Origin of the sequence: Kitasatospora sp. NPDC058115, assembly GCF_042884635.1 — a bacterium.
Taxonomy (GTDB): Bacteria; Actinomycetota; Actinomycetes; order Streptomycetales; family Streptomycetaceae; genus Kitasatospora.
Map to the genome: position 1 here is coordinate 1 of NZ_JBHVTL010000027.1, position 21427 is coordinate 21427.

Annotated in this window: 21 protein-coding genes; 8 read left to right on the plus strand and 13 right to left on the minus strand. The window is 73.1% G+C overall.

All coding sequences use genetic code 11. The annotated features are described in order from the left end of the window. The first annotated feature begins 174 nt into the window (after positions 1-174). Together ACFVVL_RS26575 and ACFVVL_RS26580 are read left to right on the plus strand one after the other, a co-directional pair. The gene (locus ACFVVL_RS26575) at positions 175-357 is read left to right on the plus strand and encodes a hypothetical protein (RefSeq protein WP_387679421.1); all 183 of its coding nucleotides are present in this window, start codon (positions 175-177) and stop codon (positions 355-357) included. After that, positions 344-1732: an amidase gene (locus tag ACFVVL_RS26580; protein WP_387679424.1), complete on the plus strand. Its 1389-nt coding sequence runs from the start codon at positions 344-346 to the stop codon at positions 1730-1732. The genes ACFVVL_RS26575 and ACFVVL_RS26580 overlap by 14 nt, the downstream gene beginning before the upstream one ends. Before the next feature lie 178 nt (positions 1733-1910). Here ACFVVL_RS26580 and ACFVVL_RS26585 read toward each other — a convergent pair whose 3' ends face one another. From ACFVVL_RS26585 to ACFVVL_RS26595, 3 genes are all read right to left on the minus strand, one after another. After that, on the minus strand, positions 1911-2309 hold the full coding sequence (locus tag ACFVVL_RS26585) for a DUF2267 domain-containing protein (protein WP_387679427.1): 399 nt from the start codon (positions 2307-2309) through the stop codon (positions 1911-1913). A gap of 53 nt (positions 2310-2362) precedes the next feature. Continuing rightward, positions 2363-2767 (minus strand): DUF2267 domain-containing protein, encoded by a 405-nt coding sequence (locus ACFVVL_RS26590; protein WP_380289503.1) that lies wholly within the window; start codon positions 2765-2767, stop codon positions 2363-2365. Between the two features lie 120 nt (positions 2768-2887). Continuing rightward, positions 2888-3322, minus strand: coding sequence for an Hsp20/alpha crystallin family protein (locus ACFVVL_RS26595; RefSeq protein WP_380289501.1), 435 nt, complete (start codon positions 3320-3322; stop codon positions 2888-2890). A 109-nt stretch (positions 3323-3431) separates the two neighbouring features. Between ACFVVL_RS26595 and ACFVVL_RS26600 the strand changes: the two genes are divergently transcribed. Further along, a complete protein-coding gene (locus ACFVVL_RS26600; RefSeq protein ID WP_387679431.1) occupies positions 3432-4118 on the plus strand; it encodes a hypothetical protein in 687 nt (228 codons plus the stop codon). Positions 4119-4272: 154 nt separating this feature from the next. Here ACFVVL_RS26600 and ACFVVL_RS26605 read toward each other — a convergent pair whose 3' ends face one another. The 3 genes from ACFVVL_RS26605 to ACFVVL_RS26615 all read right to left on the minus strand — a co-directional run bounded on the left by ACFVVL_RS26605 (position 4273) and on the right by ACFVVL_RS26615 (position 6263). After that, positions 4273-4809: a hypothetical protein gene (locus tag ACFVVL_RS26605; RefSeq protein ID WP_387679434.1), complete on the minus strand. Its 537-nt coding sequence runs from the start codon at positions 4807-4809 to the stop codon at positions 4273-4275. Positions 4810-4939: 130 nt separating this feature from the next. Next, positions 4940-5689: a class I SAM-dependent methyltransferase gene (locus tag ACFVVL_RS26610; RefSeq protein WP_387679437.1), complete on the minus strand. Its 750-nt coding sequence runs from the start codon at positions 5687-5689 to the stop codon at positions 4940-4942. A 73-nt stretch (positions 5690-5762) separates the two neighbouring features. Next, positions 5763-6263: an NADAR family protein gene (locus ACFVVL_RS26615; protein ID WP_387679440.1), complete on the minus strand. Its 501-nt coding sequence runs from the start codon at positions 6261-6263 to the stop codon at positions 5763-5765. A 144-nt stretch (positions 6264-6407) separates the two neighbouring features. Between ACFVVL_RS26615 and ACFVVL_RS26620 the strand changes: the two genes are divergently transcribed. Then, positions 6408-6776: a hypothetical protein gene (locus tag ACFVVL_RS26620; protein WP_387679443.1), complete on the plus strand. Its 369-nt coding sequence runs from the start codon at positions 6408-6410 to the stop codon at positions 6774-6776. Between the two features lie 8 nt (positions 6777-6784). Here ACFVVL_RS26620 and ACFVVL_RS26625 read toward each other — a convergent pair whose 3' ends face one another. Next, complete coding sequence (locus ACFVVL_RS26625) at positions 6785-7171, minus strand: VOC family protein (RefSeq protein ID WP_380289489.1); 387 nt, start codon at positions 7169-7171, stop codon at positions 6785-6787. A gap of 468 nt (positions 7172-7639) precedes the next feature. Further along, positions 7640-8635 carry a hypothetical protein gene (locus tag ACFVVL_RS26630; protein WP_387679446.1) on the minus strand — a complete coding sequence of 332 codons (996 nt, stop codon included), beginning with the start codon at positions 8633-8635 and terminating at the stop codon, positions 7640-7642. Between the two features lie 449 nt (positions 8636-9084). On the opposite strand from ACFVVL_RS26630, the gene ACFVVL_RS26635 reads away from it, so the two are divergent. Together ACFVVL_RS26635 and cpt are read left to right on the plus strand one after the other, a co-directional pair. Further along, the gene (locus tag ACFVVL_RS26635) at positions 9085-9429 is read left to right on the plus strand and encodes a hypothetical protein (protein ID WP_387679449.1); all 345 of its coding nucleotides are present in this window, start codon (positions 9085-9087) and stop codon (positions 9427-9429) included. Positions 9430-9765: 336 nt separating this feature from the next. Further along, positions 9766-10299, plus strand: a complete 534-nt coding sequence (gene cpt / locus ACFVVL_RS26640; protein ID WP_380289483.1) for a chloramphenicol phosphotransferase CPT — start codon at positions 9766-9768, stop codon at positions 10297-10299. Between the two features lie 237 nt (positions 10300-10536). Here the strand turns inward: cpt and ACFVVL_RS26645 are convergent, their stop codons facing one another. From ACFVVL_RS26645 to ACFVVL_RS26665, 5 genes are all read right to left on the minus strand, one after another. Then, complete coding sequence (locus ACFVVL_RS26645; RefSeq protein ID WP_387679451.1) at positions 10537-11142, minus strand: hypothetical protein; 606 nt, start codon at positions 11140-11142, stop codon at positions 10537-10539. A 638-nt stretch (positions 11143-11780) separates the two neighbouring features. Further along, on the minus strand, positions 11781-12386 hold the full coding sequence (locus ACFVVL_RS26650) for a hypothetical protein (protein ID WP_387679453.1): 606 nt from the start codon (positions 12384-12386) through the stop codon (positions 11781-11783). A gap of 441 nt (positions 12387-12827) precedes the next feature. Continuing rightward, positions 12828-13589, minus strand: a complete 762-nt coding sequence (locus ACFVVL_RS26655) for a 2OG-Fe dioxygenase family protein (protein ID WP_387679455.1) — start codon at positions 13587-13589, stop codon at positions 12828-12830. Between the two features lie 936 nt (positions 13590-14525). After that, the gene (locus tag ACFVVL_RS26660) at positions 14526-20195 is read right to left on the minus strand and encodes a tetratricopeptide repeat protein (RefSeq protein ID WP_387679458.1); all 5670 of its coding nucleotides are present in this window, start codon (positions 20193-20195) and stop codon (positions 14526-14528) included. Between the two features lie 11 nt (positions 20196-20206). Further along, the gene (locus tag ACFVVL_RS26665; RefSeq protein WP_387679461.1) at positions 20207-20656 is read right to left on the minus strand and encodes a hypothetical protein; all 450 of its coding nucleotides are present in this window, start codon (positions 20654-20656) and stop codon (positions 20207-20209) included. On the opposite strand from ACFVVL_RS26665, the gene ACFVVL_RS26670 reads away from it, so the two are divergent. Both ACFVVL_RS26670 and ACFVVL_RS26675 read left to right on the plus strand, forming a co-directional pair. Beyond that, the gene (locus ACFVVL_RS26670) at positions 20655-21056 is read left to right on the plus strand and encodes a hypothetical protein (protein ID WP_387679464.1); all 402 of its coding nucleotides are present in this window, start codon (positions 20655-20657) and stop codon (positions 21054-21056) included. The two genes, ACFVVL_RS26665 and ACFVVL_RS26670, sit on opposite strands and share 2 nt — an antisense overlap. A gap of 27 nt (positions 21057-21083) precedes the next feature. Beyond that, complete coding sequence (locus ACFVVL_RS26675) at positions 21084-21383, plus strand: hypothetical protein (RefSeq protein WP_387679467.1); 300 nt, start codon at positions 21084-21086, stop codon at positions 21381-21383. Positions 21384-21427 lie beyond the last annotated feature (44 nt).

A 21427-nucleotide genomic window follows, 5' to 3' on the forward strand; every position in this document is an offset into this window, starting at 1 on the left:
CATCGACCTCGAAGTCCCCCTCGCCCTCAACAACTGGCTCCACACCTACAACATCACCATCACCGACTAACACCCACCACCACACCCCACACCCCACATAAACCACACACCCGACGGTCCTGCCCACCCACACAGGACCGTCGGGCCCCTTTCGTCCCCGAAAGGAACACGCCCATGCCCCCCACCCCGCAACCCCCGCCCGACGCAGTCGCCCTCGCCCACCACATGCATGCCGAGATCGCCACCCTGCACGAACTCGACTTCGCCGGCATCACCCCCGCCGCGGTCTACCGCATCACACCCATCCCATCCGCCAGCCCCGCCGCGCCCGCGGAACACGCCGATGCGGCCCAGTGACCTCACCGTCGCCGACGCCGCCGCGGCCATCGCCGCCCGCCGGCTGTCACCCGTCGAGCTGACCGAATCGGTCCTGGAACGCCTCGAAGCCACCCAACCCCGCCTCAACGCGTACGTCACCGTCACCGCCGACGCCGCCCGCGCCGCAGCCGCACGCGCCGAACGCGAGCTGCTCGCCGGCCGGCACCGCGGCCCCCTGCACGGTATCCCCTACGCCCTCAAGGACAACATCGACACCGCGGGCATCCGCACCACCGCCAGCTCCCGCCAATGGGCCGACCGCGTGCCCACCCGCGATGCCACCCTCGCCGCCCGCCTCACCGCCGCAGGTGCCGTCCTCGTCGGCAAGACCCACACCCACGAGTTCGCCTACGGCCTCACCACCCCCCAGACCGGCAACCCCTGGCACCCCGACCGCGTCGCCGGCGGATCCAGCGGCGGATCCGCCGTCGCCGTCGCCACCGGATCCGCGCTCTTCGCCCTCGGCACCGACACCGCCGGCTCCGTCCGGGTACCCGCCGCGCTCAACGGCGTCGTCGGCCTCAAACCCACCTACGGCCTTCTCTCCTGCCACGGCATCGCTCCCCTGGCGTGGTCCCTCGACCACCCGGGCCCCATCACCCGCACCGCCCACGACGCCGCCCTCGTCCTCGACGCCCTCACCGGCCAGGACCCCCACGACCCGGCCACCCACACTCCACCACCCGCCGACGTCCCCCGCCCCCACGACCTCCGCGGCCTGCGCGTCGGCATCCCCCGCACCTACTTCTTCGACCGCATCACCCCGGACGTCGACAAGGCCGTCCGCACCACCATCGACCACCTCACCGCCCTCGGCGCCCGGACCGTCGAGATCGACACCCCCCTCGCCGACCACCTCCTGCCCACGCTGTGGGGTCTCATGGCCCCCGAAGCCTCCGCCGCCCACGAGCACCACCTTCGCCACACCCCCCACCTCTACGGCGACGACGTCCGCACCCTCCTCGAAGCCGGGCGCCTCCTCCCCGCCGTCGACCACCTGGTCGCCCAGCGTGCCCGCACCCTCATCAACCGCACCTGGCGCCACCTCTTCACCCACGTCGACGTCCTCGCCACCCCCACCGTCCCCCTCACCGCCACCCCGCGCACCCAATCCGACGTCCACTGGCCGGACTCCACCACCGAGACCGTCACCAACGCCTACCTCCGCCTCACCGCCCCCGCCAACCTCACCGGCCAGCCCGCCCTCACCCTCCCCATCGCCCTCGACCCCACCGGCCTGCCCATCGGCCTCCAGCTCATCGCCCCCCACCACCACGAACCCACCCTCTTCCACCTCGCCACCACCCTCCAGCAAGCCCTCCCCACCCTCCGCCCCCCGCAGCCACTCGCGTAGCGCTCCACGCACCGGGGCAACACCGCACACCCTCGACGCCCCGCTGGGCCGCCGATGCCTGCATCCCTGCGACGCAACCCGGCCATGACGCCCCACCACCGCGGGCCGCTGACGGCGCACCGGTGCGCCTCGGTGGCACAGGCGCCGGTGATCTCCAGCGGCGGCCGAAGCCGCCGCTTCAGGCGACGGCAACCAGGTCCGCGCGGCCGAACAACAGGGCGTAGCCGCGAGGCAGGTGGGCGAGGAGACGGTCGGTGAGGTGGTCGTCGGCGAGGGTCGCGAGGGCGGCCAGGACGGAGGAGGCGTCCCAGCGGGCGGCGGTGAGGCTGGTGCCCAGGGAGTGGGCGAGGCCCTCGACGAAAGCGGGGGCGGCCACCGGTGCCGGGAGGGGGATCTGGGCGGCGAGGACGGCGCGGGCGCGTTCGGGCAGGGCTGCGGCGAGGTCGCAGCGTTCGTCGCCGGTGAGCTGGGAGCCGAGGAGCGCCAGGACGGCGGTGAGGACGCGTTCGGCTTCCTCGTCGGTGGGGTAGCGGCCCAGGTTGCGGACCTGCCGGAGGAGGTGGCGGTAGCGGGTCATGGCCGTGGGGCCTTCCGGGGGCCGGCCGCCGGAAGGCCGGCGGCGTGGGGTGGTCAGGGTCGTGTCCCTGCCGTCGGGCGGCCGAACAGCAGGTCGTAGCCGGGCGGCAGCTGGAGCAGGACGCGCCCGGTGAGGTCGTCTCCGGCGGCGTCGGCCACCGTGGACAGGACGGCGCCGATGTCCCACAGCGCCGTGGCTTCGGTGGCGCCCTCGATCCAGGCCGCGGTGGCGCGCACGAAGCGCTCCGGGCCGAGCGGCTCGGCGGCCTGCAAGGGGTTGAGCAGGATCAGGGCCATGGTCTCCGGTAGGCGGGCGGCCAGTTCCGCGCGCACCTTGCCGGCCAGATGGGCGCCGAGCAGGGCCAGGACGACCCGGGCGGCGCGCTCCGCCTCCTGCGGGGTGTCGTACTCGCCGCGCTCCCGGACCTCGTCCAGGAACGCCTCCCATCGAAGAGTCACCGCACTTCTCCCTCCGTTCCCAGGACCGGTGCGAGGGGTGCCCGCGGGCTGGGGTGTTCCGGCCGCCCCGCCGATCGAGGGGGGAGCGATCGGGGGCGGCCGGAACGGCAGCGGGGCCGGTCAGGCCTGGATCTGCTTGCGGTCGCCGCTGTGGCTGATCGCGACCTTGCGGGGCTTGGCCTTCTCGGCGACCGGGATCTTCAGGGTCAGCACGCCGGCGTCGTAGTCGGCGGTGATCCCGGCGGGGTCGAGGGTGTCGGAGAGCATGACCTGGCGGGAGAACACGCCGAGCGGGCGCTCGGACAGCTCCCACTTCACGCCCTCGCCTTCCTGGCGCGGGCGACGCTCGGCCTTGACGGTCACCATGTTCCGCTCGACATCGATGTCGATCGCCTCCGGGTCCACCCCCGGCAGGTCGAAGCAGATCACGTACTCGTCGCCGGCCCGGTAGGCGTCCAGCGGCATCGGAGCCGGACGCGACCAGGTCCCCGTGCTGCCCAGGAACTGCTGGGTCAGGCGGTCCAGCTCGCGGAACGGGTCAGTGCGCAGCAGCATCGCGAAACACCTCCACTGATCGAATGGGTGCCAGTGCGCTTCACCTGACACCTTTCTAGCGCGTCATCCATCCGATGACAAGTCCCGTAGTCGCCGATAGAGTGACGTCATGAATGAGAAGCCCCGCAACGGCGCCCCCGACGCTCCCCGGCCGGCCGGACCAGCCTCTTTCCTGGCGGCCGCGGCGGCGCTGGCCGCCATCGACGACGCCGTCCGCAGCGCCGAGAACCCCGCGTCGCAGCCCCCGGTCGCCCCGGGCGGGCAGGAGGGCCCCGAGCGGGCCCTGGCCGCCGTGATGCTGCTGCGCGAGCTGCGCGCCCAGCTCGCCGGCTGGGAAGCCGGTCTGGTGGAGAGCGCCCGTGAGGCCGGCGCCACCTGGGCCGACCTCGCCCGGCCCATGGGCGTCGCCAGCCGCCAGGCCGCCGAGAACCGCTACCTGCGCCTCAAGCCCGCCGGCGGCACGACGCAGCCGGGCACCGGCGCGGAACGCGTGAAAGCCGTCCGCGACCGGCGCGCCGCCGACCGAACGGTCACCGCCTGGGCCCGCGACAACGCCGCCGAGCTACGCGTCCTCGCCGCCCGGATCAGCACGACCGCACTCGACCCCGGCGCCCACCCCGCCCAGGCCGCGCTGACCGCCGCCCTCGGCGCCACCGACCCCGCCGACCTCATAGAGCCCCTCGCCGCCATCCGCCCCCACCTCGCCACCGGCCAGAGCGATCTGGTCACGCGCCTCGACGCCCTCACCGACCGCACCACCCGGCTCCGCGACGACAGCGACCGCCGCCGCGCCTGACCCCGTCACCCCCACCGGAAGCCGCCTGCAGAACCCCTGGACCGGGCCATCACCACGACACCACCAGGCCCTCCGACCCCACCGCCGGACAACCCGCCGACCTGCCGGGACCGGAGGCCGGCGCGTGTCCGGGCCGGGCACGGCAGGTGACGGGTCACTCGACCGAAGCGTCGTAGTGGGTCGCGCCTTCGGGGACCCAGGGGAAATGGACCCACGGATGGCCTGCGGGCGCGTGACCGCTCGGATCGAACGCGAGCACCGCCTCGATGAAGGGCATGGGCGGCCTGTATCCGTGGTCGATGACGTAGTGTCCGATGAGTGTCGGAGCGGCGAACGCCCTTCCCGGCCGGTCCGGGACACGGATCTCGCCCGTGCCGACGCTGCTTCGCCGATGTCCCGACCGCGGCTCGTACGACTCGGGCGGCTGCTCGTCCGAGGGCGGGCAGAGCTCGCACTCGTGGAGGCCCAGCATCTCGTTGACGGCCTGCACGGCAAGGACGGCCTCAAGCCTCTCGATGAAGCCCGCCGGCGCCACGCCCCTGGCCCATGGTTCGTCGCCCGACAACCAGCCGACGTTCAGACGCTCGTACGGGGGCTCGAACGTCAGAAACCGGTAGCCCGTGGTCATGTCGGTGAAGCAGTCTCCACCGTTCCAGTAGCTGTAGGGGCTCATGTCCTCGTAGAACGTCACTGTGTGTTCCTACCACCCGCGTCCCCACCCGGTCAGGCCGGGTGCCGCACGCTCTCGACCGGGTCTTGGCGGTCGACTCCCCCGCCGGGAGGAGCGTCGGGGTCGCCGTGACCCGAGGGGGGTGTCGTCCCTACCCGGATCGTCGACGCGCGAGATGGACGGTGATGTCGGCGGCAATCTCGACCGTCCCGGGAAGGACCCGCGTGATCGCGTCGTACGCCCGCTCCCGCCGCGATCGCGGCAGCTGGAGGTACGCCGAGACGGTCGACAGGTAGCCGACGTAGTCCGGAGCGCTCATCGTCAAGCGCCGTTCGACGACGGCCTGCCGCACGTCGCGGAACAGCGGGGACTGCTGCAACTCCGTTCCCGGCCACTGCATTTCCTCATCAGGAGCAGTCCCGTCGGGAGACGGCACCTCGTCGTTCTCCAGGTACGGCGCCCGCGCCGCCCGCACGGACTCCTCCAGGGCCGGGTCGGCCGGCCGCACCTGGCCGCCGAAGGAGGCGAACACGCCCCCCGGTTCCAGCAGCGCGGCCGCTCTCGGCCACCGGCCCGCCGGGCGCGTCCAGTGCAGGGCGGCCGCCGCGAAGACCAGCCCGTAGGTCTCGCCCGGCCGCAGGTCCTCGAACGCGGCGCGGACGGTCGTCACGTTCGCGGGCACGGTCTTGTTCAGCTCGGCGAGCATGGCAGCGTCGGGCTCCGTCGCCGTGACCGCGACCCCACGGCCGGCGAACAGGCGGGTTGCTTTGCCCGTCCCCGCACCGATCTCCAGGGCCGTCCGGACCGGCCGGCCCGCGTACCTCATCACCAGGTCGAACAGCTCCGTGGGATACCCGGGCCGGAACCTTTCGTAGGCTTCCGCAGTTGCGCCGAAGCCCATTGCACGAGCTGACATGCCGAGCATCCTCGCACGAGCGGGGCGGACAGCGCCCGGCAGTACTCCCCCCTCGCCGTCACCGCCCGTCACCAGCCCCGTCGGGCCGGGGCTGGCCGGAACGGCCGCGGCCGTGGTGGGCCTCGGCGCGGAGTTGGCGGCGGGTGCTCATCAGGATCCGCCCGAGCGTGTTGCGTCCCGAGCCGGTCCTTCCGCGCCCCCAGTAGTGATCGGTACCGGTGTCCTCGACGATCTCCTCGTCACCGGTGGACAGCAGGACCGCACGAATGTCCGCGTGCGCCCGGAACTTGGCCCCCACCGCGCGGCGCATCACCTCGTCCTTGACGCGCTCCCAGTCACGCCGCAGCGGTCGCGACGGATCACGGCCCAACTCCGCCGCACGCAGCGGCGTACGGGCCCGACGGATCAGATCCGCATGGCGGGTACCGGCGAACTTCTGCGCCTGGAAATAGTGCTCCGACGTCGGCCACACCGACCCGTCGAGCTCCAACGCGTGCGCGGAGAAATTCGAGAAACACCCGTACGGAACGTCATCCGCACCATAGAAGAAGATCGTCACCCACAGCCCCCCTCACACCGGCGACACCCGCACCGTCCCAGACGCCCCACCCCACCCGCAACCGCATTCGGCCGGCGGCAGCGCATCCGGAGCACCGCCGCCCGCCGGCCGCACGGCACTCCCCGCACTCCCTAGGATCCCGCCGTGACCACCTGGACAGAACAGCCCACCCCGGGCGACATCGAAGCGGTCGTCCGCCACTACTTCCACCTGCTCCGCACCGGCAGGATCCCCGACGTCGAGCAGTTCGTCGACGACCACCCGACCCGGCACGTGCTCACCGCACTGTGGACCGCCACCCACACCGACGACAGCCCCACCGCCGGCCGATGGGGACAGGATCTGTCCTGGCTCGGCGAGCTCCACCTCGCCGCCTTCCGGTGGGGCCACACCACCAGCCACGTCAGCATCGAGATCACCCACGGGGCCCGCACCCTCGACGTCGCCCTCGGCTTCTGGATCAAACCCACCGGCACCGGCTGGACCCTCACGGGGCCGGCCACCTACTGGTAGTACCGCGCTCAGTGCTGGTGGGCGAGTTGGATGAGGTTGCCGCAGGTGTCGTCCAGGACGGCCGTGGTGACCGGGCCCATCTCGGTCGGCTCCTGGGTGAAGTGCACGCCGAGTGCGCGCAGTCGCTCGAACTCGGCGTGCACGTCGTCCACGGCGAAGGACGCGGCGGGGATGCCGTCGCCGACGAGTGCCTTCTTGTACGGGCCGACGGCGGGGTGGCTGTCGGGCTCCAGCAGGAGTTCCGTGCCGTCGGGCTGCTCGGGCGAGACCACGGTCAGCCACCGGGGACCGCCGAGCGGGACGTCGTGCTTGAGCACGAAACCGAGCACCTCGGTGTAGAAGCGCAGGGCCTTCGCCTGGTCGTCGACGAAGACGCTGGTCAGGTTGATTCTCACGGCGTTCCCTCCACCGGGTCTCGATGCGCTCAAGGAGTGTGGTGTCCGGGCCCACGAGCCCACCCTAGTCGTCCCGTCACTGCGGCGCGGTCCTCACGCCTCCGACGTGGACGGCTCGGCCGGCTTCGCCCGGGCAGGCGCGATCGATCCGGCCACGGCCGCCGTCCACGCCTTCGGCCGCCGAGCGATCGCGCAGCTCGGGCGGGGCGAGCGGGCGTCCCGAAGCCGTCACCGAGGCCCCGCCCGTTGTCGGCGTACTCGTGACGGAGGGCGTCGACCTTTCCCTCGTGCAACCACTCGCAGCGGACCAGGGGTCGCACAAGGCCGGCCTCGAACCGGGCAGCCGTCCGTGTCGCCGTGTCCCGCGCCGGGGTCAGTCCGCGAGGCCGGGACGGCGGGTTGCAGCACGATGTCCTCGGCCTTCTGCAGCGGCGGTCGGCACACCCGGTGCACGACCGGGTGAACGACTCACTGCATGACTTCGAGATGCGGATGGTCGAACGACGTCGGGCAGATGTAGATCTGCATGTTGTATCCCCTGCCGATCTGCACCATCGGCGGATCCGAGGGCATGCGAAGTCCGATGCGCTCCGAGGGGACGCGGTCTTCGAGGGGAATCCAGCTGCCGCTTCCGCCGTTCCACTCCCCGCTGCTGACGGTGAGCAGCGGCCGGTACTCGGTCCCGCAGGTCGGGCAGGGCATGGGCGAGGGGTCGCAGAAGCTCCACGGGCCCCAGCCGCCGGTCTTCCAGCCGGGGGCGACCGAGAGCTCGTACTGGTAATAGGCGCCACCGGGGCCTTCTTCCGCGTTCTCCTTCTGCTCCTGCCCCCAGTCGGAGAGGCGGTCGGCGAGCTCCTTCGGCAGTTCGTGCGGCGCCGGGTACTCGGTGACGACCTCGGGGTGCAGGACGCACGGTTCGGGAACGTAGTTGCCGTAGTGCTCGACGTCGGCAGACCCAGGAGGAGCGGTGAGCAGCTCGCCGACGCTCGCGGCGTTCCGCCAGACGAGGCGGGCCGCGGGAAGCCCTTCGCCGTCGTGCTCGACGGGGCACCACAGGACCTGCAGGAGGTCGGCTCCCTCGGGGCCGGTGAGGCCGGGGACGTCGCGGAGGTAGAGCTGGGCGACCGGCAGCAGGGCGTTCGGCTCGGTGCGAGGCGGGTGTCCGGTCTGGAGCTGGTCGAGGTACGCGCGCTCGTCGGGGGTGAGGAAATCCTCCCCCGACTCGCGGTGGCGGAGCCAGGCGGCTTCGAGCAGCGCCCGCCTTCGGCGGACGTCGTCGAGGGAGACGGGCGGCTCCCAGTGGTGGTGCTCCTGCGCGCAGGTCGGCCACGGCTCGTCGGACGGCCACAGGAGCGGCCCGCCGACGGAGCTGTCGCGGACGGACGGCACGCCGGCACGCGGGTGCAGGCGGACGGCTCGCCGGGCCAGCGGCGCCAGCTCCGGGAACAGGGACGCGATGTCCACAGGTCGGGGCGGGGTTGTTCTCGGCACCTGTGCTCCTTCAGCGGCGACCTGCGAGTTCCGGGTGGACTCTATACGCGGGATGTGACAGTTCCTGTCGGCCGCCCGGTCAGGTGGTCTCCGCCGACGCCGACGTCGACGCCTGCCGACATCACGCGGCCCTGGACGCCGGCGGAACGCGCCCGCCTGCTGGGTCAGCCATGGAGGGTGGCGTACCGGCCATCCTCCCTCCCCTCACTTGTTAGTGGCCATGTCAATCGACAGGCTGTATGTGTCCGTACGGCTGCCGTACCGACCGCTCCGCCCCACCGCGGACACCGACGGCCGGTCCTCCGTCCGGTTCGACCACCGATCCGGCATCCCGGATGCCTGCACGGGGTCGCGGCACAGCTGGGGCGGCGTGAACGGCACCGATGTCCAGCGGAACCGTCCGAGAGAGATGAGGAAGAAGCATGCGCAAGATCGGGATGGCCATGATCACCCTGTCGCTCGCCGTGGGAACGGGGATCGCCGCAGCCCCCGGCGCCGCGGCGGCGACGCCGTGCCCGAGCGGAGCGGTCTGTATCCGCGAGTTCGGCGGAGACATCCTGAGCAAGAACATCTTCTACAGCTACGGCGCCCACAACCTCGACAACGTCACCGGGTACCACATACTCGTCAACAGCCAGACCGGCGGCGCGGGCCTCAAGTTCTGCCGCGGCTACGACGGCACGGACTGCTCGATCACGTACCGCGACAAGGGTGAATACCCCGCGATCGACTTCACGCCGATCAACTCCATCGTCCTCCTGCCGTAGTCACGCATTGGGGGGGCAGCCGGGCTGCGCGGTGTCGGCGGCCGGGGTGTCTTCGAGCGCGGCCCGTCGGACGAGGGCGGCCTCGTGCATGTGGCGGCGCCGTTCCTCGTGGGCGGTGTGGTCGGCGAAGGGCGGCCGGGCCGGAGCGGTCGGCGCGGGGCAGTCGGCGGGCCGCTCGTCAACAGCGTGCTCGGGCAGGGGCGCGGGGCCAGGACCGAAGATCGTGGGGACGGTTCCCGGAATCCTGCGCCTGAAATCTGCCTACCCCACACCGCGCTGTGCCGGTTCGTCAGAAAAGATGTCGGATTGGTCCCCGGACCACCTTAGAGTGGCGCGATGGCGACTCAAGTGATCATTCTCAACGGCGGTTCCAGTTCGGGGAAGACCGGGGTGGCCCGCTGCCTCCAGGCCGTCCTGCCGGACCCTTGGCTGACGTTCGGGGTGGACACGCTGATCCAGGGCATGCCCCCGTCCGTCGTCGCCTCGGAGGAGGGGATCGACATCGGCACGGACGGCTCGGTGTCGGTGGGGGACGGCTTCCGGGAGCTGGAGGACGCCTGGATGGCGGGGATCGCGGCCATGGCCCGCGCCGGGGCACGGGTGATCGTGGACGAGGTCTTCCTCGGCGGCCCCGCCTCCCAGCAGCGGTGGCAGCGGGCCCTGGCAGGCCTCGAAGTGCTCTGGGTCGGTGTGCGGTGCGAGGCCGAGGTCGCGGTGTGGCGCGAGGTCATGCGGGGTGACCGGGTCACGGGTATGGCAGAGGCCCAGGCCGAGGCCGTCCACCAGGGCGTGCACTACGACCTGGAGGTGGACACGGCCGGTGCCGCGTCCGTGGAGTGCGCGCGGTTGATCGCGGCTCGACTCGGCTGACCCGCGCGGCCGACACCTGCGCCATCCGGACGCCTGGGCCGCCAGTCCCGAACCTTTGGATCTCTCGGGAATGCGGCCGGCTGGTGTCGCCCCTCACGCCCGGCTTCGATCGGACGGGCCCGGTGGTCACCGAGCAGGACGCCGGGCTCGCGAAGCTGCGCAAGGTGCTGCTCACCGAGCGGGTGAGGCCGGCGCGGCACCCGGGTCGGGTACAGCGGCGCTCGCTGACGCTTCCGATCAGTCGGCTTCCGGCGTGCGGCACCGCTTCGTCAGCCGGGCGGTGACCTGACGCAGGAGGACCGATGGCGACGGCATGACGGCATACCAGGTGTTCGCGCTTTCGTCCGTAGCCGGGGCCCAGGCGGCCACCACCGGGAGTTCACAGTGGTCGCCGACTTCCAGCGGAGGCAGCGTCCACGCCAGACCGTGGTTGTGGCCGAAGTCCACGCCCCATGTGCTCGACGCACGGCCGTCCACCCCGTCGATCAGTGCGGCCCATCGCTGAGGCACCTCGCCCGAATCGGCCGCCCAGCAGATCGCCTCCTCGTCGTTTCCTCCGACGGTGAGCCGGGTTCTCTCGTCCTCCACCGTGATCGCCGCCAGCGCCTGCCCGCCGTCCCATCCCGCGTCGGCACCCTCCGGAAGCCGCAACGGAAGCCCCGCAGAGAACCGCAGCCGCCCGATCGGCGCAAGGACATCGATCCGCCAGACCGCCGCGCGGCAGTCGGTGAGCGGCCCCCAGACCCCGGGGTCGAGCTCGGGATCGTACGGGGTCAGCAGCAGTTCGACACGGGCCACCGGGGTGCCCCAGCGTGCGGCCGCCCGGCAGCTCGAAGTGCGCATCGGGCAGCAGCGGAAGGCCGGTGTTCCCGATGGTCGTGGTGAAGGCCAACGGGCCGAATGGAGTGTCGATCGCCGGCTGACGGGCGAAGCCCAGCGGGGTGCGCGGGACGGCGGGGAGCAGCACCGGCCCAGCGTACCGGGGCATCCTGCGGAGATTGTCGGGTCAGGCAACACCCGCTGCACGGCTGAGCACCGGCGCCTCTCATGCCGGCCGGTCTCGGCATGCCGGCCGTCCGCCGTGAGGTCGTTGTCGCGTTGGAGGCCGTCTCGGCGTGACCACCGTGGCTCTGCGGCCTGCGGCGCCGACGTGACCCGTCACCCCTACGGGCCGAAGGCCTTCGAGTACCGGCTCGCAGGACGTTCAGAAGGTCAACGGCGCCTATCACGACATTCACGGCTGCGACCTCACCGCCGTCGTCACCAGCGGCACGTTCACCAATGGCCGCCCCCCGGTTCTGCACCCAGGGCGGCATCGGCAGGACCGACCACCGTGCTCTCGGCCTGTGGGCCGAGGGCACCGGCCGACCTCCCTGGCGCTGACACCCCGACCGTCGAACCCCCGACGGGGCGTGCCCTCGGTCAGGGCCACCGCGGGCTCCGGTTCCCGGCGGCTTTCGAACCACGTATACCGTGATCATCTAGTACGAAAGATCACGAGACACCGATGGGTTGCCGGTCATCGGGACGCGCCCCTGCCGGCGCAGGAAGGTCCCGCCGTCGATAACCCAGAAGCCGGCCGGAACCGCGCTGCACTTGGCCACTTCGGAGTGCATCTGGGGGTCGGTCCGGTTGAAGCCGACCCGGCGCTCGCCCTGTTCGTCGGTCGGGTAGAACGTGAGACCGGCCTCGGGGTGCCGGCCCTCCTCGAAGAGGTACGGCTCGCCCACGAGCGGGGTGATCACGATCTGCGAGATCGGCCCGGTCACGATGATGGCGCCGTTCCCGTCGACGGTCAGGCAGTCGACGTCGAACTCGGCCCGCGTCGTGCCGCTCTTCTCGAACACGTGCTGCACCACGACGTGCCCCCAGGAGCGGCCGTCGACCGTACGGGCGCTGACCTGCGCAGTGAGCCGCTCGCCGGGGTTGGGGCCCGGGCCGTGCTCGTTGAGCAGGGTCCAGCTGTGCAGGGCGAGGCCCTGGGCCGGTGAGGAAGCGGCCGGCGCGGCCGCGGCGCCGCCGGCCGTCCCGGCCGCGAGGGCCACGGCCGCGGTGGTGAGCGCGATGGCGGTGGTGAGCTTTTGCATGGTCAATCCTCAACGGGGAGAAGGGGATCGGGCTGTTTCCCGACTGCCTCCAATCTCCCGGCTCACCCCCGGTCGCGGCCTCCACCGCAGGGAGGGACCAGCTCCCCCGGGCGGGGGAAACCGCTCCTCATCCGCCCGACTCAGCGGGTGGCAGCCACCGCGCGGCGTGACGTCTCGCGCCCAGGGCGAGGGCGGCCGCGGCTGCCACCGGGGCCGGGGGACCCTTGTCGGTACGCGGCGGCAGGCGGCGGCCGCAGCCGGCTGACCCTCAGCGGCCTCACCACACCCACCAGCGAATCAGCACCGATGCCGCTGCGGTCCTCACCGATCTCGGCCGGCCGGCGGCCGCGCCGCGCCGGAGCGTGCAGGCCGGCCCCACGTCCGCCCCGGCGCCACTCTCCTGGGCTGCGAGGTCGTCCAGCGCGGGCCGTCTGCCTCCGGCTACAGCCCGGGGGTGTAGGGGGCGATGCCGACGATCAGGATGTCGCGGCGCCCGTCGCTCCCGCCGTCGCCGAGGTGGACCGGGCCGACGTAGTGGCTGACGCGCCGGTCATGAACTCCGTAGCCGTCCAGCGGCTCGGTCAGCACGAAGCGGTCATGGATCGCCTCCGAGTGAAGTGTGTCGGGCGTCCGACCGGCGCTCTCCGGGGTGGCGATGACGTTCTCGCCGCCCTTGACGTTCCATCGGCCGACCAGGTGGGCGAAGGTGAAGGTGGCCGGCGAACCGCCGTCCTGGTGGAGGCAGTTCGGCGAGGAGACCGCCACCTGCGCCCGGTCGTGGACGGCGAGGGAGATCAGATGGATCCCGACGTAGACCGGTACGCGGTGCAGATCCTCCAGCCACAGGGCACGGTCGAGGTCGGCACGGACGAGGGTGTCGAGCAACCGGTTGCCGTGCAGGGCTTCCGGGATGTCGGGAAGTCGGCGCCGCATCCGCGGGTACTCGGGGTTGTGCTCGTCCTGCCAGTACTCCGTGACGGTGCCGAACTCCTCGTCGGGCGCGCCGGGGATGTAGGAGAGCTCGCCGGTCCAGGGCAGGTACACGGCGTGCGAGTAGCGGCGGAAGCGGCGGGTCTCACGGGCGTACGGATCCGGAGGCAGGTCCTGGTAGGTGTCGGCAAGCCGGGCGAAGTCCTCGGCCAGTGCCGCTGTGTCGATGCCGAGGTCGGCGGCGTTCAGGCGGGCGTATCCGTCACGGCGCACCCGACCTCCGTGCTCGGGCGGCTGTCCGGGCTGCCCCGGGTTGTCGACCATCGGAATCTCCAGGCGGTCGCGGGCGTCCGTGGGCAGGGAACCGCATGCCCTTCCGGCTTCTTCTCCCACGCTGGCACGTGTGCCGGGGGCGCGCCCCCGGAGGGTCCGCCGTGCGAATGACCCCGGCGGGGTGGTCAGGCCAGCCGTCGCGGGTCGCATACCAGTACAAGCCGCGCAGGAGCTCGCTGCCGAGGCGCGGGCCCTTGTCGCCGTGCTCCGCCTGTCGGGCGGAGGTCATCGCCAAGGCGCGAACGATGGCCGCCAGGGCCACCGAGTCCAAGGCATCGGCCGGAACATCCATATATCGCACTTTCCACCGACGGCAGGCGCGGGTGCGGACGGGTGTCCCAGAACGGCAGGTCGGCCAAGGAACTCCCGCCGACCTCCGCCATCGCGACGGCGGTGCGCCGGTAGTCGTCGAAGGAACCGACCCAGGGAAGCGGACCGAGAGAGGGGAAGTGCAGCCGCAGTACCACGGGCGCAGATGGTTGCCGACGAGGGCGGCCACCGCGCGGTCGGGCGAGTACACGTGGACGTGCAGGGAGCAAACGGCGAGATCGGCGCACGGCGGCGTCCGTAGCTCGACCTGGCGGTCGGTGAATTCGCCGGACACCAGATCCCCCAGCGCGCCTGCGGCGTGGGCGGACAGCCACGGCCCGACGGCCGTCACGGCCCGGCCGGCGCGGTCCACGGCAAGGTACTCCTCCTCCACGCCCACCGACGCCGTCCTGATCCGCCCCGACGGCTACGCCCGCCGGTCCACCACCGGCCGCCACGCCGACACCCCCGCCTCACCGGGACCCTCACCCGCTGGTTCGGCCGCCCGACCGCGGCGGCGCTGAGCTGGGCGGTTCGCCGGGCGCGATTCGGCGGGGCATCGGTCGTTCAGCGCGAGCGCCGGAGCCGGGCCGCCTCCCCGGCGGCGGCCGCCGCCTCCGTGGGCCGCCCCGCTTCCGTCAGGAGCGTGCCGAGCCGGTCCAGCGCGCGGGCGAGTGGTGGCGCGTACTCGGAGGGCTCGTTCGCCGCCGGCAGGCGGTAGGCGTCGACCTCCTCCCCGGCGGCGGCCAGGGCCTCCTCCCGCCGTCCCGCCTTCGACAGGTGCGGGACGAGGTTGTAGAGGAGGCGGGCGAGCCGGGGCCGGTGGGAGCCGGGGTCGTCCTCGGCCAGCGCGCGCCCGATCCCCACCGCCTCCCCGGCGGCGGCCAGGGCCTCCTCGAACCGTCCCGCCCCGAACAGGTCGACGGCGAAGTCCGACAGGGCCGCGGCAAGACTGGGCGCGAAGGCGGCCAGGTTGTGCGCGGCCAGCAGGCGGTAGGCGTCGACCGCCTCCCCGGCGGCGGCCAGCGCCTCCTCCCGCAGGCCGACCTTGGACAGGTGACGGGAGAGAGCGAGCAGCGTGTCGGCGAGGCGGGGTCCGTGGGCGACCAGCTGGTTCGCCGTCAGCCGCCGGTGGATGCCGACCGCCTCCTCGAAGGCGGCCAGGGACTCCGTGCGCCGTCCCGCCTTCGACAGGTGCGGGACCAGGTTGTAGAGGAGGAGGGCGAGCCGGGGCCGGTGGGAGCCGGGGTCGTCCTCGGCCAGCTCGCGCCCGATTCCCACCGCCTCCCCAGCAGCGGCCAGGCCCTCCTCGAACCGTTCCGCGTCCAACAGATCGATGGCCAGGTCGATCAGCGAGTCACTGAGAGCGGGCGCGTAGGCGGCGGGATCGTCCTCGGCCAGTCGGCGCTGGATCTCCACCGCCTCCCGGACCGCGGTCAGCGACTCCTGCCGCAGTTCCGCCTCCGCGCGGAGGTCGCTGAGTTCGTGCAGCGCGAGGGAGAGGCGGAACTGCCGGGCGGGGTCGTCCTCGGCCAGTTCGCGCCGGATCCGCACCGCCTCCTCGGCCGGGGCCAGGGCCTCCTCCCGCAGGCCGAGCTCGGACAGGTGGTGGGCGAGATCGAGCAGTGAGGCGGCCAGGCCGGGTCGGTGGGCGGGGTCGTCCTCGGCCGGCCGGCGCCGGACCTCCACCGCCTCCCGGGCGGCGGCCAGGCACTCCTCCCGCCGCCCGGCCCGCCGCAGGTAGCGGGCCAGGTTGGCCAGTGAAACGGCCAGGCCGGGCCCGTACACGGCCGGGTCGGCCCCGGCCAGCGGGCGCCTGATCCGCACCGCCTCCTCGGTCGGGACCAGGGCCTCCTCCCACAGCCCCGCCTCCCACATCAGGGCGCCGAAGTCGAACAGCGAGGCGGCCAGGTCGTCCCCGAACGCGGCCGGGTCGGCCATGGCCAGCAGGCGCCGGACCATCACCGCCTGTTCGGTGGCCATCAGCGCCTCCTGGTACCACCCCAGCTGCCCCGACCGGATGCCGAGGTCGGACAGCTCGGCGGCGAGCTCCGGCTCGGAAGCGGGCGGCTCGGTCCTGGCCAGCAGCCGGTAGACCTGGTGCGCCACCTCGATGACGGCGCCGGCGTCCACCTGCGGCTCGTCGACGACCTCCTCGACGACGACGTTCAGCTTCGTCCCGTTCGGGAGGTCGACGGCGAACCTCTCCGCGTTCTCGCTGGTGCCGGCATCCTCCCCGATGCTGATCTCCAGTATCCCTTGCGGGAGTTCGACGGTGAACGTCTGCGCCTGCGGTTCGGTGATGGGGCTGGTGTCCTCCTGCCGGGCGTCGGGGTTCCCCGGGGTGGTGAGGTCCGTCCGGGGCCGGTCGGGGAGGTGGGTGGTGAGGTCCGTCCGGGGGCTGTCGGGGAGGTGGGTGGTGAGGTCCGTCCGGGGGCTGTCGGGGAGGTGGGTGGTGAGGTCCGTCCGGGGCCGGTCGGGGAGGTGGGTGGTGAGGTCCGTCCGGGGGCTGTCGGGGAGGCTGGTGGCGCGCGTCCGGGGCTCCGGGCCGGCGGTGGCGGCTCCAGGTGCGACGAGGTCCAACCGCGTCCCGTCCGGAAGTTCGACGGCGAACGTCCGCGACTCCCGGGGTACGCTCCGCCGCGGCTCCTCGCGGCGGGGCCGGAACGCCGTACGGGCCTGCCTCCCGATGCTCGACAGGAGGGCGCCGAGGCCCGACGGCGGGCCGGCCGGGCGGGGTGCGCCGGCCTTGCGCAGTTGGCGCCGGAGCTCCGCGGCCTCCTGTGCGGCGGCCCGGGACTCCGCCCGCCGCCCCGCTTCGGACAGGAAGCCCGCGAAGCCGGACAGCGCGTCGGCGAGCTTGGGCCCGAAGGTCGCGGGGTCGTCCAGGGCCGGTCCGCGGTAGTGGCGGACCGCTTCGGCGGCGGCGGCCAGGCCCGGCGCGCGCCGTCCCATCCGGGTGAGGCAGGAGGCGAAGTCGAACAGCGCGTCGGCGAGGTCGGGCTCGAACACCCCGGAGACCTCCATGACCAGGCGGTGCCGGATGTCGACCGCCTGGGCGAGGAGCGGGAGGGCGTGCTCCTCCCCTCCCGCCTTGATCAGCCCGGCGCCGAGGCGGGACAGCGTGCGGGCGAGGCCGGGTTCGTGGACGTCGGGGTCGGCCGCGGCCAGGTGGCGGTAGAGGCCGAGCGCCTCCTCCAGGGTGACCATGGCCTCCAGCAGCAGCTTCGCCCGCAACAGCCCGGCACCGACGTCGGACAGCGCGCGGGCGAACTTGGCGGAGAAGAGGTCGGGCCTGCGCTCGGCCAGCCAGCGGTAGAGGTGGGCCGTCTCCTCGGTGGCGGCCAGGCCCTCCTTCCACTGCCCGGTCGCCGTCAACCACTTGCCGAGGTTGGTCAGGGAGTGGGCGAGGTCGGCGGCGAAGGCCTCCGGGTTCCCGGCGGCCAGGCGGCGCCGGATCTCCACCGCTTCCCGGACGGCCTCAAGGGCCTCCGCCGGGCGTCCCGCCCGCCACAGCTGGGCGCCGAAGTTGCCCAGCGAACGGGAGAGGTCGGATTCATGGGCCCTGGCGTTGCGGGCGGCCAGCCGCCGCCGGATCCCCACCGCCTCCTCCTCGGAGGCCAGGCCCTCTGCCGGGCGCCCCAGGGCGGACAGGTGGCTGCCGAGGTTGGACAGCGAGGCGGCGAGGTCGGCTTCGTGGGCCTCGGGGTCCCCGGCCGCCAGGCGGCGCCGGATCCCCACCGCCTCCAGTTCCGCGGCCAGGGCCTCCTCTTCGCGCCCCTCCCCCGCCAGCCAGATGCCGAGGTTGGTCAGGGAGTGGGCGAGGTCGGCTTCGTGGGCCTCGGGGTTCCCGGCCGCCAGGCCGCGCCGGATCTCCACCGCCTGCTCGATGGCCGCGAAGGATTCCGCCGTGCGCCCCTCCTCCAGGAGCGAGACGCTCAGATTGGTCAGGGTGAGGGCGAGGTCGGCTTCGTGGGCCTCGGGGTTCCCGGCCGCCAGGCCGCGCCGGATCTCGGCCGCCTCCTGTTCGGCGGCGAGGGCCTCCGCATGGCGCCCGACATCCCGCAGGTGGAGGGCCAGGTTGGTCAGTACCCCGGCGAGGCCGGGTGCGTTGGCCGCGGGGTTGTCGGCGGCCAGGCGGCGGTAGACCACGATCGTCGACTCGGTGGTGGCCAGGGCCTCCTCCCGCCGCCCCGCCTGCGACAGGTGGTGGCCGAGGCCGGTCAGCGCCTCGACGAAGAGGAGTGAGTGCGCCGCCGGGTCGGACTGGGCCCGCCGGCCCAGGATGTCGACGGCCTCCTGGGCGGCGGCCAGGCCCTCGTCCCGCCGCCCCGAGTTCGCCAGCAGGCCGCCGAGGTGGGACAGCGCGAGAGCGAGGTCCGGTTCGCGGGTGGCCGGCCTGCCCGCCGCCAGCCGGCGCTGGAGGCCCACCGCCTCCTGGGCGGCCGCCAGGGCCTCGTCCCGCAGCCCCACCGCTGACAGGTCGCCGCTGAGGTTGACCAGCGAGACGGCGAGGTCGGCGTGGTGGCCGGGGCCGGCCCGGACCAGGTCGCGCCAGATCAGCACGGCCTGCCGGCCGTTGGCGACGGCCTCGTCGCGCAGCCCGGCCCAGGACTGGCGGAGCGCCAGGCTCCGGTGGATCCGTGCGCGGGAGGCGGGGTCGGTGATGGTGGTGGCCAGGCGGTGGGCGGCCAGGCGGGCGGCGACGGCTGCGATGCCGGCGTCGAGATCGGTGTGGCGTTCGGCGGGGAAGCGGGCCTCGACGGCTTCCAGGACGGCGGTGTCGAGGCTCTCCAGGGCGGCCAGCCGGGTCAGGGCGGCGCTGCCGGCGGTCAGGGCGAGATCGGGCCGCTCACGGAGGATCGGATCGAGGTGGCGGGCGGTCAGGTGGGGCCAGCGGTGGGCGGTCTCGATCAGGACGGTGAGGGCCTGGCGTGTGCAGGCGGGCGGTGCGCCGCTCTCGTCCCCGGACGCGAGCAGGGCGGCGGGGGCGGTATCGCTCCAGGGATCGGTGGCGTGGTAGCCGAACTCGTCCTCGTGCCCGGGGAGGGTGAGGGCGAGGTAGTCCTCGCCGAGGCGATCGGGGGCGAGCGGGTCCAGCAGCAGGCCGGGTTCGGCGGGCGGGTAGCAGCGGGCGTGGTCGGCGGCCAGCGCCGTTGCGGCGGTGGTGGTGTCGGCGGCGCCGGTGCGGGTCAGGGCGGTGGCGGCCTCGGAGGGGGCCAGGGCGCCGGCGAGGGTGGCCACGTACACGGCGCGGCCCAGGGTGCGCGGGTCGCTGCGCAGCGGGCCGCGGCCGTGGTGGTGGAAGGAGCGCCAGTGGTCTTGTTCGCGGTCCAGGAGGTAGGAGGAGAGGGCGGCTTGTCCGTTGCCGGTGGGGGGTGTGTGACCGCGGACGGCGGCGTCGACGTCGACCAGGGCGCGCATGTGGAGGGTGAGGGTGAGGCCGAAGGCGGGGTCGTGGAGGTCGCGGGGCGGGGAGAGGTGGTGCGCGTTCGGGTGGTTGAGGGCCCGGGCGAAGCTGTCGCGAGCGGCGGTGTACATGGCGGTGCGAGTGCCGGGGTCGTCGGGCAGGCCCGCCAGGCGGATCGCTTCGCTGTCGTGGACGTCGAGTTTGGCGAGTTGGTGGGCGAGGTTCTGCCACCAGGGGCCGGCCTGACGGGCCAGCAGCAGGACGCGCAGGCGGTCGCGGGCGGCGTCGCGGTGCTGGCGCAGCAGGGTGACCAGGTCTTCCAGGGGCCAGCGTTCGGCGTAGTCGACGATCATGACCAGGCCGGGGGCGCCGACGGTCAGGCTCTGGTCGCCGCCGCCGGCCGAGGCCGTCTCATTGCGGTGGCGGGCCAGTGCGACCGTCCAGCCGGTCCGGGCGGAGCGGGCGGCGAACTCGGCGGCCAGCCGGGTCTTGCCCGAGCCGCCCTCGGCGTACAGCAGTCGCACCGACATCCCCAGGACGGGGCCGTCCCGCCAGGCCTCCAGCGGCCCGGTCTCCGGCAGCGGCACGAACGGCACCACTTCGTGACGGGCCGTCAGCAGTCGGCTGGGCGTCCGCTCCAGCCCGGCCGGCAGCCCGCCTTCCTCGCCCGGCGCGAAGGGCTCCACCCGGTAGGGCGGGGTGCCGCGGTAGATGTAGTTGTACTGGTCCCCGCCCTGCACGGCGTACACCCGGCCACCGTCGACGGCCGTGATGTTCTGCGTGTACACCACGCCCTCGCCCCCGCCCGGGCCCGTCGGCGTTCTCACCCTCGGTCCACCTACTCCGCGAACCCATCGGAATCGGTATCGGGGGAATCCATGAAGTGGTCGTGCTGGGTGCCGTCCTGCACCACGAAGGCGCTGCCGCCGCCGTCGGCGGTGACGTCCTGCACCCACTCCCGCCGCGCCGCTGCCGGCTCCCCGGCCGCCTCGGACTCCTGTCGCACCATGAGAGCCTCCCCCGTTGTCTCGAAGCTTCCGGACCAGCATGGGCTCACCGGCGGCGGCAGCCCGGCCGATCCCGGGCCCTGTGACAGATTCGTTGCAGTGCCCGGGGCGGGCAGGCCCGGTCGGCCGATCACTTTCGCGATTCCCTCACGGGGTACACGGAAGCTCGGCATCATGAAGCTGCCCAGGACGGTGGCCTTGCGATGTCGAGGAGCGGTTGCGTTGGACGATGCGTTGATGACACTTGCGATGACCGGCGCGACAACGATCATGACGGCCATGGCCACCACTGCCTGGAATTCCGCGCGGTCCGGAACCCTCCGGCTGTTCCACCGCTCCGGGCCGGAAGAACAGCGGGCGCTGGAGGTGCAGTTGGACCGTGAAGCCGCTGTGGTGAGTCAGGACGAGGACCCCGAGTCGGCACGTCTGGACTTCGCGGGCGGCTGGCGCAGGCAGTTGGCTGCTTTGCTGCGCGAGCACCCCGAGGCCGAGGTGGAACTGCGGGCTCTGGTGGAGTCGGTGCAGGCCCAACTGCCGGCGGCGGAGAACACGAGATGGACCCAGAACATCTCGGCGACCGGTCACGGCATGGCCATCGGGGCCCAAGGCGGCAACGTCCACTTCCACCAAGCACCGCCCGTTCCCGGGACCGCGAGCGCCCAGCGCGACGACGATGCCTGAGCCTGGCGTCCTTCCTCGTCGGCCTTGATGCTCGGCCAGGAGCAGCGGTACCTGGTGGCGGCGCCCGGCATCGAGGAGGACCAGGAGCCGGCCGCCGGCCGGGCGAAGGTCGCGGTCCGGCCGGACAAGAGCCGCGGTGACCGGTTCGCGGCCGGCCTCGCGGCCCTGGCCGCCTTCGGCGCCGAGGGGCACGCCCGGCCCGCCCGTATCCACAGGACCGGCGACGGGCCGGAGCCGGGTTCAGGGGTCAACGACCAGCACGCCCGCCGGGACACGCCGGCCGAGGAGCAGCGCGGGCAGTTGGAGGCGCTCGGCGTGGCCATGTAGCCCGCTGGACGGCGCGCTGGAGTGGGCCCGCGCCGGGGTGTGCG

Coding starts and splice junctions, on each gene's coding strand:
- ACFVVL_RS26665 (WP_387679461.1), bottom strand. CDS start 20,656: ATGGCCGTCATGATCGTTGTCGCGCCGGTCATCGCAAGTGTCATCAAC.
- ACFVVL_RS26670 (WP_387679464.1), top strand. CDS start 20,655: ATGGCCACCACTGCCTGGAATTCCGCGCGGTCCGGAACCCTCCGGCTG.
- ACFVVL_RS26650 (WP_387679453.1), bottom strand. CDS start 12,386: ATGCAAAAGCTCACCACCGCCATCGCGCTCACCACCGCGGCCGTGGCC.
- cpt (WP_380289483.1), top strand. CDS start 9,766: ATGGCGACTCAAGTGATCATTCTCAACGGCGGTTCCAGTTCGGGGAAG.
- ACFVVL_RS26600 (WP_387679431.1), top strand. CDS start 3,432: ATGAATGAGAAGCCCCGCAACGGCGCCCCCGACGCTCCCCGGCCGGCC.
- ACFVVL_RS26595 (WP_380289501.1), bottom strand. CDS start 3,322: ATGCTGCTGCGCACTGACCCGTTCCGCGAGCTGGACCGCCTGACCCAG.
- ACFVVL_RS26580 (WP_387679424.1), top strand. CDS start 344: ATGCGGCCCAGTGACCTCACCGTCGCCGACGCCGCCGCGGCCATCGCC.
- ACFVVL_RS26675 (WP_387679467.1), top strand. CDS start 21,084: ATGCTCGGCCAGGAGCAGCGGTACCTGGTGGCGGCGCCCGGCATCGAG.
- ACFVVL_RS26635 (WP_387679449.1), top strand. CDS start 9,085: ATGCGCAAGATCGGGATGGCCATGATCACCCTGTCGCTCGCCGTGGGA.
- ACFVVL_RS26585 (WP_387679427.1), bottom strand. CDS start 2,309: ATGACCCGCTACCGCCACCTCCTCCGGCAGGTCCGCAACCTGGGCCGC.
- ACFVVL_RS26645 (WP_387679451.1), bottom strand. CDS start 11,142: ATGCGCACTTCGAGCTGCCGGGCGGCCGCACGCTGGGGCACCCCGGTG.
- ACFVVL_RS26610 (WP_387679437.1), bottom strand. CDS start 5,689: ATGGGCTTCGGCGCAACTGCGGAAGCCTACGAAAGGTTCCGGCCCGGG.
- ACFVVL_RS26575 (WP_387679421.1), top strand. CDS start 175: ATGCCCCCCACCCCGCAACCCCCGCCCGACGCAGTCGCCCTCGCCCAC.